Source organism: Limnohabitans sp. Rim28, assembly GCF_000293865.2.
Taxonomy (GTDB): domain Bacteria; phylum Pseudomonadota; class Gammaproteobacteria; order Burkholderiales; family Burkholderiaceae_C; genus Limnohabitans_A.
The window spans coordinates 39,228-53,464 of record NZ_ALKN02000016.1 but is presented as its reverse complement, the minus strand read 5'-3'; the positions used below and the strand labels follow the sequence as shown (position 1 = coordinate 53,464).

7 protein-coding genes are annotated in these 14,237 nt (G+C 63.3%); 5 read left to right on the top strand and 2 right to left on the bottom strand.

Annotated elements, in window-relative coordinates; genetic code table 11:
* Window positions 1-312 precede the first annotated feature (312 nt).
* Both B472_RS15075 and B472_RS15070 read left to right on the top strand, forming a co-directional pair.
* Complete coding sequence (locus B472_RS15075; protein WP_019426057.1) at window positions 313-1,482, top strand: nucleotide sugar dehydrogenase; 1,170 nt, start codon at window positions 313-315, stop codon at window positions 1,480-1,482.
* 56 nt (window positions 1,483-1,538) lie between these two features.
* Entirely contained in the window at window positions 1,539-2,516 is a 978-nt protein-coding gene (locus B472_RS15070) for a glycosyltransferase (RefSeq protein ID WP_019426056.1), read from the top strand.
* 107 nt (window positions 2,517-2,623) lie between these two features.
* Here B472_RS15070 and B472_RS15065 read toward each other — a convergent pair whose 3' ends face one another.
* Window positions 2,624-4,285, bottom strand: a complete 1,662-nt coding sequence (locus tag B472_RS15065; RefSeq protein ID WP_019426055.1) for a long-chain fatty acid--CoA ligase — start codon at window positions 4,283-4,285, stop codon at window positions 2,624-2,626.
* 293 nt (window positions 4,286-4,578) lie between these two features.
* On the opposite strand from B472_RS15065, the gene recC reads away from it, so the two are divergent.
* The 3 genes from recC to recD are packed head-to-tail and all read left to right on the top strand — an operon-like array spanning window position 4,579 to window position 13,891.
* On the top strand, window positions 4,579-8,097 hold the full coding sequence (gene recC, locus B472_RS15060) for an exodeoxyribonuclease V subunit gamma (protein ID WP_019426054.1): 3,519 nt from the start codon (window positions 4,579-4,581) through the stop codon (window positions 8,095-8,097).
* Window positions 8,094-11,795 carry an exodeoxyribonuclease V subunit beta gene (recB, locus tag B472_RS15055; RefSeq protein WP_019426053.1) on the top strand — a complete coding sequence of 1,234 codons (3,702 nt, stop codon included), beginning with the start codon at window positions 8,094-8,096 and terminating at the stop codon, window positions 11,793-11,795. The genes recC and recB overlap by 4 nt, the downstream gene beginning before the upstream one ends.
* The gene (recD, locus tag B472_RS15050; RefSeq protein ID WP_019426052.1) at window positions 11,795-13,891 is read left to right on the top strand and encodes an exodeoxyribonuclease V subunit alpha; all 2,097 of its coding nucleotides are present in this window, start codon (window positions 11,795-11,797) and stop codon (window positions 13,889-13,891) included. Before recB ends, recD begins: the two co-directional genes overlap by 1 nt.
* Before the next feature lie 11 nt (window positions 13,892-13,902).
* On the opposite strand, the gene B472_RS15045 is transcribed toward recD, so the two are convergent.
* Complete coding sequence (locus B472_RS15045; RefSeq protein WP_040505829.1) at window positions 13,903-14,178, bottom strand: hypothetical protein; 276 nt, start codon at window positions 14,176-14,178, stop codon at window positions 13,903-13,905.
* Window positions 14,179-14,237 lie beyond the last annotated feature (59 nt).

Here is a 14,237-nt window from a genome sequence, read left to right as displayed (position 1 = left end):
CGATGGAAGTCAAGGCATACGCGCAACTGGGAGCACATCAAGGAGGTGTGGCTGAACCCGCCAAGGGAGCATGTGAGATCGCCAGAAAAAGTGGCGATAGCCGTTTAGAAAAGCGGACAACTTTGTTGACAAACACCGGAGGATGACATTGTGCGGTTTGAGGATGTGTATGGGCGGACGGGGTAAATTTGGGTGTGGGTGCCATACCGCCAGCGCCGACTTTTGCGGCAGCAACAACGTTCAAGTGGCATGTCATAAGGAAACTTATCCTTGCCTCTTGCTCCTTGCTCCTTAATCAAATGGAATGAATTTATGAAAATCGCCATTGCCGGCACCGGTTACGTCGGCCTTTCCAACGGCGTGCTGCTCGCCCAGCACAATGAAGTGGTGTGCCTCGACATCGTTCCTGAAAAGGTGGCAATGCTCAATCGCCAAGAATCCCCGAACGAGGATGCCGAGATCGAAGATTTTCTCAAGAACCGCCCCCTGAACTTCCGTGCCACCCTGGACAAGCAGGACGCCTATGCCGGCGCCGACTACGTTATCATCGCCACCCCGACCGACTACGACCCCGAGACCAATTACTTCAACACGAAGTCCATCGAGGCCGTGATCCGCGATGTCATGGAAATCAACCCGAATGCGGTGATGGTGATTAAGTCCACCATTCCGGTCGGTTACACGGCACGGACACGCGAAGCATTCGGCACCCAGAACCTGATCTTTTCGCCCGAATTTCTGCGTGAAGGCCGGGCACTCTACGACAACCTGCATCCCAGCCGAATCGTCGTCGGAGAGCAGTCCGCCCGTGCCGAAACCTTCGCCAATCTGTTGAAGCAAGGCGCGGTCAAGCAGGACATCGCGACTCTTTTCACCAGCAGTACCGAGGCCGAGGCCATCAAGCTGTTCGCCAACACCTACCTCGCCATGCGTGTGGCTTTCTTCAACGAACTCGATACCTATGCCGCCAGCCGTGGGCTGGATACCCGCCAGATCATTGACGGCGTGTGTCTGGACCCGCGCATCGGGGCGCACTACAACAACCCCAGCTTCGGCTATGGCGGCTATTGCTTGCCCAAGGACACCAAGCAGTTGCTGGCCAACTACCGCGAAGTGCCGCAGAACCTGATCCACGCCATCGTCGAGGCCAATACCACGCGCAAGGACTTCATCGCCGAAGAAATCATTGCAAGGCGGCCGAAGGTAGTGGGTGTCTATCGCCTGATCATGAAGGCCGGCTCCGACAATTTCCGCGCATCCTCCATTCAAGGCATCATGAAGCGAATCAAAGCCAAGGGGATTCCAGTCATCGTCTATGAACCGGCCTTGAAGGACAACGAGTTCTACAACTCAAAGGTGATCAAGGATCTCGATACCTTCAAACGTGAAGCGGATGTGATCATCGCCAACCGCAAGACCGATGCGCTGGCCGATGTGGCGGACAAGGTCTACACTAGAGATTTGTTTGGCGGGGATGCGTGACGAAAGCGTCAGCGTGAACCAAGGAAATCCCCTTGGGACTGCCGGCACGGTGATAAATGACCACTAGACTCGCCTTCGCAGTTACAGAAACCGGCCCAGAAGCGGCGGCTGGCGACTATTTCACCGCACTCGAATTAGGTACGGCTTTGAAAGCCCGCTTTGGCTGGCAAATCGAGTACCTCCCAAAAAATGAGGGAGCCAAACGGTGGTACGACCTGGCGGGTGTTGATCTTTTGATAGTGATGGTCGAGGAATATGAACTGCCCGCCATCCGGCATGCACCCCCGCATCTGGTGACCATCGCTTGGGCACGCAATTGGTTCGAGCGCTGGTGCGAACACCCCTGGATCGCGGATTACGACCTGCATCTGGCCTCATCCCGACGGGCCGTCGACTTTTTGAGCCAGCGTACCGGCAAGCTGGCCCAGCTGATGCGCATTGCCACCAACCCGAAGCGATTTAACACCGATGGCCGCCCCACCCACCCGACGCTTGATTATGTGTTCACCGGCCACTACTGGCAGGCGGAGCGTGACATCGTCGGTACCCTGTCAGCCTTGCCCACCCATTATCGCGGGGCCCTCTATGGCAAGAACTGGGAGCAAGTGCCGGCATTGGCGCATTTGCATCGGGGCTTTATGCCCTATAGCCAGATTCATGAGGTGTATCGGAACGCAGTGATAGTCATCGACGACGCCAACCATGTGACAAAGGAATGGGGCGCCGCCAACAGCCGAGTGTTCGATGCCTTGGCGGCCGGTTGTCTGGTGATCACAAACTCTCAATCGGTATCCGACGATGCCTTTGACTGCCGCCTGCCGGTGTATGAAAGCCCGGACGATCTGGTCCGGTTGCTGGAAAGGTACTTGACGGATGCGTCGGCTCGATCAGAATTGATTGAGCAACTCCGGCAAGAAGTTTTGAAGAGGCATTGCTATCAACATCGGGCGTATGAATTGAGCCTGCATTTGCTGTGGCTGACGAAGCGAGTTGGCCGTCCTGCAAACATCGACTTTTCAAGAAGAATTCTCTGAACGATATAAGCATTAACAAGGCCTGGCACCAATCGATCGTCACGCGCCAGTGGCGCGAAGCCCTGAACGCTCACCGCGCGGCAGTGATTTAGCTCATCACCGGCCTGTCAGGCCGGAAAGCGTTCGCGCAGTTTGAGTTTGTAGAACTTGCCTGTGGATGTGCGGGGCACGGCGTCGATGAACTCGTAGCGGTCGGGGACTTGCCACTTCGCAAAGCCGTGCTGCAGCAAGTGCGCCGCAAATGCCTCGGTCTGCGCTTGTCTGCCGGGTTTGAGCACGATGCAGGCCAGCGGCCGCTCGCTCCACTTGGGGTCGGGGATGGCGATCACCGCCGCTTCGGCCACATCGGGGTGGGCCATCAGGGCGTTTTCCAGATCGACCGAGCTGATCCACTCGCCGCCGGATTTGATCAGGTCTTTGGTGCGGTCTGTGATGCGCACAAAACCCAGGGCGTCCACGCTGGCCACATCGCCGGTGCGCAGCCAGCCGTCGGCGCTGAACTTGTCTTCGCTCACGGGCACTTGGTGGTAGCTGCCAGTGATGAAGGGCCCGCGCACTTGGATTTCACCGACGTGCTTGCCGTCCCAAGGCGCATCTTGGCCGTCTTCTCCCCGGATCCGCAGCTCCGTCAGCGGCACAGGCACGCCCGCCATGGCGGCTCGGCGGTAACGCTCGTCCATGGACGCGTTATTCAGCTCAGACTTGGGGTAAGACACGGTGCACAAAGGCGAGGTTTCGGTCATGCCCCAGCCTTGCAAAATCCAAATGCCGTGCCGGTCAAAGGCGCGAATCAGTGCCTCGGGCACCGCCGCACCGCCCACCAAAGAGCGCATGCCTGTGGGCAGTTTCCAGCGGCCTGGCTGGGTGGCTTGGGCGGCCTCGAAAGCCTGGATCAAGCCCATCCAGATGGTGGGCACGCCCAGCGACAGCGTGGGCGGCTCGGCCGTCATCAGGTCCAGCAAATCTTCCGGGTGCAGGTGCGGGCCGGGAAACACCAGCTTGACGCCCATCATCACCGCGCCGTGGGGGATCCCCCAGCTGTTGGCATGGAACATGGGGGTGACGGGCAAGATGACATCGCTGCCCTTGAGGCCCCAAAAGTCGCCCAGGCATCCCACCAAGGTGTGCAAGATGGTCGAGCGGTGTGAGTACACCACGCCCTTGGGCCGGCCCGTGGTGCCCGAGGTGTAGCACATGGACACCGCATCGTCCTCTGCATGTGGGGCGTATTGAAAGGCCTGTGCGTCGGTGCTGGCGAGCATCTGCTCGTAGTCGGTGAAGGGCGCGGGCACTGCGGCACCGGAGAAGGGGAAGACGATCACCTTTTCAAAGTGGTACAGGTGCGCAAACTGCTGGTACAGCGGCAGCAACACGTCGTCGATGATCAGCACCTTGTCTTGCGCGTCGTTGGCGATCCAGGCGATTTCTTCGGGTGACAGGCGCAAATTGAGCGTGTGCATCACCCCGCCTGCGGCCGGGATGCCGAAATAACACTCCAGGTGCGCGTGGTGGTTCCAGCACAGCGTGGCCACCCGCTCGCCTTTTTGCAGGCCCATGTTTTGCAGGGCCTGCGCCAGTTGGCGGGTGCGTTGGTAGAACGCACCATAGCTGTGCCTGCGCAGCGACTTGTCGGGCAGGCGCGAGACGATCTCGTTGCTGGCAAACAAAGTGCCTGCCCTGTCCAGCAGGTGGTTGAGCGACAGGGGCATCTGCATCATGGTGCTGCAGATGGGTGACGGGGTGGCGGCTGGCGAAGAGGCTGTGGTCATGGTGGGCGCAGTTTGAACAATGTGTCCAAATCATGCGGCCCTGCGGTGGCCTGGCAGGCTAGGGAAAACCCAAGTGCACAGTCACATGGGGCATACCCACACACAGTTGCCCCCAAAGCGCGTGTCCAAAGGTGTGGATAAGTCCTTGAACAACTGCGCCAAGCCGCATCCTGATTGGTTTGGCAGTCAGTGCTTAAAAATTGGGCAATGCAGGGCGCTTGCCATGAGCCTGGCGGAGGGCATGATTGCGGCTATTCTTGTTCCTTTATGGCCTTGTCAGTCTCCTTCGCCGCATGCCTGTCTCCCCCATCTCTCCTGGTTTCATCGCCTTGCACAGCCACCGCTCCGAGGTGTTGGCTGACACCCTGACGGGCTGGCTGCGTGCGCACCCGCTGGATCCGTTGGAAAGTGAAGTTGTGCTGGTGCAAAGCAACGGCATGGCCGAGTGGATCAAGATCGAATTGGCGCGCCAAGGTGGGGTGTGCGCGGCCACGCGGGTGGAGTTGCCTTCGCGGTTTTTGTGGCGCACCTACCGGCAGGTGCTGGGCACGCAGAATGTGCCGCCCGACTCGCCTCTGGACAAACTGCCCATGACTTGGCGGTTGATGGCTTTGCTGCCTGGGTGCTTGGGTGATACCGTCTTCAAGCCTGTGGCGGGTTTTTTGCGGGGCGACGAGCCCGACCGTCTGCTTCAGCTGGCCTCTCGCTTGGCGGATTTGTTTGACCAGTACCAAATTTACCGCCCCGATTGGCTGCAAGACTGGGCCGCCGGTCGCGATGTGTTGCGCAAGGCTGCGGGTTCGGAGGTGTTGGCCGAAGACCAACTCTGGCAAGCCGAGTTGTGGCGGCGCGTGTTGAAAACGCTGGATGAGAGCCAGCGCCAGGCCACGCGCCCGGCGCTGCATGCGCGGGCGCTGGCGCATTTGCAGTCGGGCCAGCCCCTGGCCAGCGCCGTGGCGCGGCGCGTCTCCGTGTTTGGCATGAGCCACATGCCGGGGCAACTGCTGGAGATGCTGGCTGCGCTGGCCACCCACAGCCAGGTGATGCTGGCCGTGCCCAACCCGTGCCAGTTCCACTGGGGCGACATCATCGACGGGCGCGAATGGCTGCAGGCCGAGCGCCGCCGCCACGCCTACCGGGGTGAGGCCTTGGCCCACATGCCTTTGGCGCAGATGCATTTGCACGCGCCCACGCTCCTGGCGGCTTGGGGGAGGCAAGGGCGTGACTTCGTCCGCCAGCTCGACGCCTTTGACGACCTGCAAGCGGCCAAGCAACTGACGCAGTGGCCGCGACTGGATTTTTTTGATGACGCCCCCGGAGAAGACGTCACGCGCTTGCTGGCGCAGTTGCAGCGGCGTATTCGCGACCTGGAGCCTTCCAGTGGTGGTGCCACACCTCCAGCACTGACATCAGGTGATCCATCGCTTGTTTTCAAAATCGCCCACAGCCCGGTGCGCGAACTGGAGGTGCTGCACGACCAACTGCTGCAATGGTTCCACACCCCACCGGGCGATCAGCCTGTGTCACCCCGCGACGTGGTCGTCATGGTGCCCGACATCGAAACCATGGCCCCGGCGATTCGCGCCGTGTTTGGCCAGTTCAAGCGCGCCGATGCGCGGTTCATCCCTTTCGACATTGCCGACCTGGGCGCGCAAGCCATCAGCCCTCTGATTCATGCGGTCGAGTGGTTGCTGGCCTTGCCGCAGCAGCGCAGCCGCATGAGCGAGTTGGTCGAGCTGCTTGAAGTGCCTGCGCTCGCTGCCCGCTTTGGCCTCAGCGAAGCGGGCTTACCCACGCTCACCCGTTGGATGGCGGGCTCGGGCATCCGCTGGGGTTTGTCGGCCGAGCACCGCGCAGGCTTGGGGCTGGCGGTGTGCGGCGAGGACAACTCGGCGCTCTTTGGCGTGCAGCGCATGCTCATGGGCTATGCCTGCGGGGCCGATCCGGTGGACGCAGAGGCGCTCGGGGCCACGCCTTACCCCGAAGTGGGTGGGCTCGATGCCGAGTTGGCCGGGTCGCTGGCGCACCTGCTGCAGGCTTTGATCGACTGGTGGCAAACCGCCACGCCAGATGCCACGCCCGCGCAATGGGCCGAGCGCTGCCGCGCCTTGCTGGCCGCCATGTTCAAACCGCGTGACGACAACGACCGCAATGCGCTGTCTGCTCTGGATCAGGCGCTGACCGACTGGGCACGCGCCTGCGCAGAGGCTGGTTTTGCCGAGGCCGTACCTTTGGCCGTGGCCCGATCGGCCTGGCTCGAAGCGCTCAAAACGCCCCGACTTGAGCAACGCTTTCGGGCCGGGGGCGTGACCTTTTGCACGCTCATGCCGATGCGGGCCATCCCGTTCAAGGCGGTGTGCCTGCTGGGCATGAACGATGGCGATTACCCCCGTCGCAGCCTGCGCGCCGACTTCGACCTGATGGGCCTGCCCGGTATGAGCCGCCCCGGCGACCGTTCGCGCCGCGACGATGACCGCCAACTCATGCTGGAAGCTTTGCTCTCAGCGCGACAGGTGCTCTATGTCAGCTGGAGCGGCCGCAGCGTGCGCGACAACAGCGAGCAACCGCCTTCTGTGCTGGTGTCGCAACTGCGTGACGAGATCGACCTGCTGTGGGGCAAGGGCACGGCCGAACGCCAGACCACCGTGCACCCGCTGCAAGCCTTCAGCCGCAGTTATTTTGAAGAGGGCAGTGGTTTGCAGACCTATGCCAAGGAGTGGCGTGCGGCGCAGAACAGATCGCCACGCTTCGCCCGCGATGGCGAAGGTTCCATGGATGGCGATCTCGCGTTTGCAGGAGGCGATCCATGCCTATTGCCCCCGCTGGAATCCGCGCAGGGCGTGCCTGTCCTCACGCTGACCCAGCTCGCCCGTTTTTTGCGCAAGCCAGTGGGCGCGTTTTTTCGCGAACGCTTGCAAGTGCACCTGGAGGATGAACGCAGCGAGTTGCACGACGAGGAACTTTTTGGACTGGCGGGCCTGGACCTGTACCAGTTGATCGAGCACGAACTGCAGCATGTGCCCACCGCGCTGAACGTGGAGACTCTGCCCGTGCATGTGCGGCAGGTCGTGCAGCGTCTGCGCCAAGCTGGGGCCTTGCCGCTGGCGGGTGTGGGCATGCTCGCCGCGCAAAATCTCCAAGCCCGTTTGCAGGCCATGCTGGGCGCAGCGCTGCGCGAGCGGCAGTCCTACCCCGATGCGGCCGAGCGCCTTTTGGTGGATATGGCACATCCCCAAGTCAGTTTGCAAGACGCGCTGGGCGATGTGCGGGTGGGGCAGGGAGGGCAGGTGTCCTTGCACCTGCGCGCCAGCGATTTGGCCAGTTTCAAGACCCAGAAGCCGCAAGCTCACCCAGACAAGCTGATCGACATTTGGCTGCTGTCTCTGGCCGCGGCCGCCATGGACCAGCCCTTGAGGTGTGTGGTGGTGGGCCGCAACGCCGTGCTGCGCATGGCCGAGCATGCGCCAGAAGACGCCCGCGCCCAGTTGAACGCGCTGCTGGCCGTTTGGGCCGAGGGCATGCGTTGGCCGCTGCCGCTGCCGCCCGGTGTGGCGCTGCAGTGGCTCAAAGACCCGGACAACCTCAACGCGCTGGCCGATGCCTACGAGGGCAGTGACTTCAAACGCGCCGAAAAAGACAAAGACCCGGCGCTGGCCCGCACCTACCCCACGATGGAGGACTTGATGGCCACGCGGGCGTTCGGGCGCCTGGCCCAAACCGTTTACGCGCCCTTGAAGGCCTGGGCCGAGCAAGCCGAGATCGAAGCCTTGCCCGATGCGCCGTACGACAGCGAAGAGGGGGAACTGGCATGAGCAACGCCCACGCACTCAACGCGCACACCTTCCCACTGCGCGGCAGCCACCTGATCGAGGCCAGCGCTGGCACGGGCAAGACCTGGACGATTGCAGCGCTGTATGTGCGCCTGGTGCTGGGCCACGGTCATGATGGCACTGCGCCTGTGCGCCCCATGCTCCCGCAAGACGTTTTGGTGATGACCTTCACCCGCGCTGCCACCCGTGAGCTGTCCGACCGCATCCGCGCCCGTTTGACCGAGGCCGCGCAGGTCTTTCGGGGTATGGCCGAAACGGACGATGACTTTCTGCAACAACTGAAGGACGAATACCCCGATGGCGAGCCTCGCGAGCAAGCCGCCCACCGCCTGTCGCTGGCGGCGCAGGCCATGGACGACGCGGCCGTGTACACCATCGACGCCTGGTGCCAGCGCATGCTGCGCGAACACGCGTTTGACAGCGGCAGCTTGTTTGAAGAAAACCTGGTCGGCGACGAAGCCGCGTTGCGCCTCGAAGCGGTGCAGGACTACTGGCGTCAGCAGCTTTACCCCATGGGCACGGCCCTGGTGACCCAGGTGCTGGGCGTTTGGCGCGATGTGCCCGCGCTCGAACAAGACATGCGCGCCCTGATGGCCGTGCCGCTGGCCGATGCCGAACCCGGCACGCTGGCGCAGGTGTTCGGTGCAGCCCTGACCGAGCGCGAAGCGCAGCTGCGGGCACTCAAACAGGGCTGGAACGAGAAGGCAGACAAGTTACTTGATTGGATCAACGGTCAAATGGCCAAGCCCAATCATGGTTGGATTGGACAAAGGCTCAATGTCAATCACCGTACCCTTTGGCTAACAACGCTGAAAAATTGGGCGCTCAGTGACGCTGATGGAAATGTACTTAAGCAGAAGATGCAGACGGGCTGGGATAGGTTCACGCCAGAAGGTTTACTTTCCTGTCGTGCTCTGGGAAGTGATCAGATTGAATTTCCGAGCGAGTCACAGGACTTCGCAGACCTGAAAAAAGCCTTGCAAGCCTTGCCCGAACCAGCCCAAGTCGCCCGCCTGCACGCCCGCACCCATGTGCTGCAACGCATGGCCGAGCTCAAGCGCCGCAGCGGCTTGTTTGGCTTTGCCGACATGCTGCAGCGCCTGGATGTCGCGCTGGCCGATCCTGAATCGGGGGATCGTTTGGCCCAACGACTGCGCGAGCAGTTCCCGGTGGCGATGATCGACGAGTTCCAGGACACCTCGCCGCTGCAGTTCCGCATCTTCGACCGCATTTACCGCACGGCTGACAACCGGCCTGACATCGCGCTGCTGCTGATTGGTGACCCCAAGCAATCCATCTATGGTTTTCGGGGGGCGGACATCCACAGTTACTTGGCCGCACGCCGCGCCACGGCCGGTCGCCACCATGTGCTGGGCACCAACTTCCGCTCCACTTCGGAAGTGGTCGAGGTGGTCAACCGCTGGTTCGACATGGCGTCAGACGCCTTTGGTTACAAGCAGGGCGATGAAGACCCGCTGCCCTTCCAGCCTGTGGGCGCGAAGGGTCGCGATGAAATCTTCAGAACAAGTGCAGGCGATGTGCAAGCCATGACCGTGGTGCACGACGCCACTTTGCGCAGCACACGCGATGCCCAGACGCATTTGTCGGCCCTGTGCGCCGAGCAAATTGTGGCTTGGCTGAGCGACCCGCAGGCGCGTTTTGTCGATCCGGATAAGGGCGAAAAACCCTTGCAGCCCAAAGACATCGCCGTGCTGGTGCGCACGGGCAAAGAGGCAGCTGCCGTGCGCGACGCGTTGCGCCTGCGTGGCGTGGCCTCGGTGTATTTGTCCGACCGCGACTCGGTGTTTGCCAGCGACGAGGCGCAAGACCTGTGCCTTTGGCTGCGCGGCGTGGCCGAGCCGCAAGACATGCGCCGCCTGCGCGCCGCATTGGGCACACGCACAGTGGGCCTGTCCCTGGCCGAGCTGTATGACTTGGCCACGCATGACGAACTGCTGGACACCCGCGCCGAACAGATGCGCGAACTGCACAAGACCTGGCAAAGCCAGGGCGTGCTGGCCATGCTGCGCCAATCGCTGCATGTGTTGCAGCTGGCGGGGCGCTGGCGTGGCCAGGCTGACGGCGAGCGGCGTCTGACCAATGTGCTTCACCTGGCCGAATTGTTGCAAGCGGCCAGCGGCCAGATCGATGGCGAGCAGGCCTTGATCCGCTGGCTGGCCCAGCAGATGGACGAAGCGCAGTCGGGCAATGCCAGCGGTGGCGAAGCGCAAACCGTGCGGCTTGAAAGCGACGAGGACCTGGTCAAGGTCATCACCATCCACGCCAGCAAGGGCTTGGAGTACCCGGTGGTGTGCCTGCCTTTTGCGCACAGCCACCGCGTGGTCACGGCCGACAAAGCCGCCGTGCTGCAGTTGGAGGGCGGTGAGGGGGAAGGCGCGGACGAGGGCGCGGGCGATGGCAAACGTCACTGGACGCTGGACTTCGACAAAGAGGACTCCAAGCTCGCGGACCACGACCGCCTGCGCGAAGACCTGCGCCTGTGGTACGTAGCGCTCACCCGGGCGCGCCACGCACTGTGGGTGGGCTGGAGCGCGGTCAAGCGCGGCAATGGCAAAACCTGCGTGAACCACACCTGCGCCGCCGGGCATTTGCTGAGCAGCGGTCAAGAATTGGCGGCCGCCGATTGGCTGAACAAGTTGCAAGCCCTGCAAACCAGCTCGCTGGGCCAGCCCTTGTCGGTGCACTTGAAAGTCGCCCCTGCCGATGTGCCGCTGACGCTGTGGCACAAGCCTGCGCACACCACCGAGTTGCGCGAGGCGCTGAGCTGCACCGCCCGCATCGACAAGTCATGGACCATTGCGAGTTTTTCGCGCTTGACGCGTGACCTGTCTGCGCAGACCCTGGCGCCCTTGGTGTTGCATCTGAATCCGCCGCGCCCCGCAGACGACGAACCCCCCGAAGATGCGCCCCTGCCCACGGCCTGGGCGGCCAGCCCCGGAGCTTTGGCCCCGTGGCACGGCTTTGCCAAAGGTCCCACAGCAGGCAATTTCTTGCACGACCAACTCGAATGGTTGGCGGCAGATGGCTTTGTGCTCGATCTGGCCAAGGCCGAGCGCCTGAAATACCGCTGCGAAAACGCAGGCTACAAGGCCCAGGCTGACGATGTGCTGCAGTGGCTCAGCCGCTTGGTGGCAAAGCCTTTGCGCGGGCCGAACGCGCCGCTGAACGCGCTGGGTGACTTGCTGCCCGAGATGGAGTTTTGGCTGCCCGCTGAGCGCCTGCATGCACGCCAGGTCGATGCCCTGTGCCAGCAGCACCTGTTGCCCGGCGTGAGCCGACCGCAGCTGCCTGACGCCCAGCTGCACGGCATGCTGATGGGCTTTGCCGATCTGGTGTTCGAGCACGAAGGCCGCTACTGGGTGCTCGACTACAAATCCAATTACCTGGGGGGCGATGACGCGGCGTACACCGCACAGGCCCTGGATGCCGCCATGGCCCAGCACCGCTACGAAGTGCAGGCCGCGCTCTACTTGCTGGCGCTGCACCGCTTGTTGCGCGCCCGTCTGGGCGATGCCTACGACCCCGCGCAGCAGCTCGGCGGCGCGGTGTATTTGTTTTTGCGCGGCATCGACGGACCAGCGGGCGGCTGCTGCACCTTGCCTGTGCCTTTGGCGCTGATCGATGGCCTGGACAACATGCTGAAAGAAGGGGTGGCGTGATGAGTTTGAAAAAGCCCTCACGCACCGCGCCCGTGTCTTCTGCGCAAATGGATTGGCTGAGCGACCTGCCTGCCCAAGGCCTGAGCGCTGTGCAAACTTTGCAATGGCTGAACCTGTGGACGGGGCAAGGCCTGCTGCGCCACATCGACAGCGCTTTCGCGGCGCAAGTGCTGCGCCTCGATGCCCACGCCAGCCCCGCGCTGCTGGTGGCAGCCGCCGTGCTCGCCCACATGGAAGGGCGCGGCCACACCTGCTTGTCCGTGGCCGAGTTGTGTCAACTGCCCTTGGCGCTGCTGGGCTGGCCTGCGGCGGCGGTGGACGGTGCGCAGGGCCTGAAGGCCTTGTGGGCGCACCTGCCCGCCACGCTGGCCGATTGGCGGCAGGCTTTGCAAGCCCACTCACCCAGCGTGGGTGTGCGCCTGGCGGATGCCCCCGACCAAGGCCAGCCGCTGGTGCTGGGCGGCCCTGACGATGTGCCGCTCTTGTCCCTGCGCCGTTATGCGGGCTACGAGCAGCGCGTGGGCCAAAGCCTGTTGCAGCGTGCCAGCGAGCCTCTGACCGTGCACGAAGCAGAGGCACGCGCATGGCTGGACCGCTTCTTTGCATCCAAGCCCGAAGAGCCTGCCGCCACCGACTGGCAAAAGGTGGCCTGCGCCGTGGCGCTGCGGGCGCGGCTGTCGGTCATCACCGGTGGGCCCGGCACCGGTAAGACCTACACCGCTGCCCGCTTTCTGGCGCTGTTGCTGGCGCTGCACCCCGATGGCAGCCCGCTGCGCGTGGCGCTGGCCGCGCCCACAGGCAAGGCGGCGGCGCGCCTGAAGCAATCGATCGACGATGCGCTCACTCGGCTGCCCGTGCCTGCCGATGCGGGCTTGGATTTGAACGCGCTGATCGCCCGCATGGGCCCGGCACGCACGCTGCATTCGCTGCTGGGGGCGCGGCCCGACACACGCCAGTTTCGCCACCATGCGGCCAACCCGCTCGATGTGGATGTGCTGATCGTGGACGAGGCCTCGATGGTGCATCTGGAAATGATGGACGCGCTGCTGCAGGCCTTGCCGCCCACGGCACGCTTGGTGCTGTTGGGCGACAAAGACCAACTGGCCTCGGTGGAAGCGGGTGCGGTGCTGGGCGACCTGTGCCAAGACGCGGCAGCGGGCCGCTACAGCGCGGCCACGGCGCAGTTTGTTCTGCACGCAGCCGGTCAGACCCTGGCATCGGAATGGGTGGTGCCCGATCCGGCCCCCGTGCTGGCCCAGCAAACCGTGATGCTGCGCCAAAGCCGCCGCTTCAAGGGCGCCATTGGCCAGCTGGCCCTGGCGGTGAACCGGGGCGACTCGGCGACAGCGCGGGCCTGTTTGGGTGGCTCAGACAACGCGGTCGCCTCGCCGGTGTTGGCACTCCAGCCGAGCAGCCCCCAAGCCATTTGCGCCTTGGCGCTGGGCGCAGCGGGCAAGCCTTCGCATGCCGATTACCTGCGCCTTTTGCAAACTGGCCCGGCAGTGCAGGGCGCTGAGGTGTCCAGCGAAAGCCACGCCCAATGGGTGTGCAGCGTGCTCAAAGCCTTCGAGCGTTTTCGCATTTTGTGTGCGGTGCACCAGGGCGACTGGGGCACGCAGGCGCTGAATGCGGCGGTGCAAAAAGCCCTGGCCGATGCGGGCTTGCTGCGCATCCAGGGCGAGTGGTACGTGGGGCGGCCCGTCATGGTCACGCGCAACGACGCCCAGTTGGGTGTCTTCAATGGCGATGTGGGCGTGGTGTTGCCCAATACCGAAGGCAAGCCCAAGGTCTGGTTTTTGGACGGTGAAGCCCTGCGCTCGGTGAGCGTCATGCGCTTGGCTCAGGCTGACACCGCGTTTGTCATGACGGTGCACAAAAGCCAGGGTTCGGAGTTCGAGCACACCGCACTGGTGTTGCCCCCGGGCGGCGCCGAGGTGCTCAGCCGCGAGCTGGTCTACACCGGCATCACCCGGGCACGCGAGCATTTCACCTTGGTCGAAGCCGAAGCCGGTTTGCTTGAAGCGGCCATCCACCGCCCCAGCGTGCGGGCCAGTGGTTTGGCGCACAGGTGGGCTGCGTCGCCGGTGAAGGCCTGAGCCCCCATCACTCAGCTGGCGTAGCCTTCGCAGGCCCCGGCATTGGGTCGGCCTCGGCATTCGCGAATCAGGCGTTTGTCGCGATCCGACTTGCTTTCTGCCGAGCCTTTGTCGGTGGGCGGCTTGGGGGCTTTGGTCTGTTTGGCCTGTTTGGTTTTTTTGGCCGGTTTGTCCGCGGCGGTCACGGCGGTGAAGTGGTCTGTGGCCCCACTGGCGGGCACAGCCGCCAGCAAGCCCAGCCCCCAACCCACGCTGGCGAGCGTCGACGCGAAATGCCGAGTCTTCATGGCGTTCTCCCTGTCTTTTATGGTGTTGTCCATCATAGGCAAGCCCGGCACATCTGCAA

What these genes read in the sequence shown, in the direction of transcription:
- B472_RS15075 (WP_019426057.1), top strand. Translation starts at nt 313, where the DNA reads ATGAAAATCGCCATTGCCGGCACCGGTTACGTCGGCCTTTCCAACGGC.
- B472_RS15065 (WP_019426055.1), bottom strand. Translation starts at nt 4,285, where the DNA reads ATGACCACAGCCTCTTCGCCAGCCGCCACCCCGTCACCCATCTGCAGC.
- recB (WP_019426053.1), top strand. Translation starts at nt 8,094, where the DNA reads ATGAGCAACGCCCACGCACTCAACGCGCACACCTTCCCACTGCGCGGC.
- recD (WP_019426052.1), top strand. Translation starts at nt 11,795, where the DNA reads ATGAGTTTGAAAAAGCCCTCACGCACCGCGCCCGTGTCTTCTGCGCAA.
- B472_RS15070 (WP_019426056.1), top strand. Translation starts at nt 1,539, where the DNA reads ATGACCACTAGACTCGCCTTCGCAGTTACAGAAACCGGCCCAGAAGCG.
- B472_RS15045 (WP_040505829.1), bottom strand. Translation starts at nt 14,178, where the DNA reads ATGAAGACTCGGCATTTCGCGTCGACGCTCGCCAGCGTGGGTTGGGGG.
- recC (WP_019426054.1), top strand. Translation starts at nt 4,579, where the DNA reads ATGCCTGTCTCCCCCATCTCTCCTGGTTTCATCGCCTTGCACAGCCAC.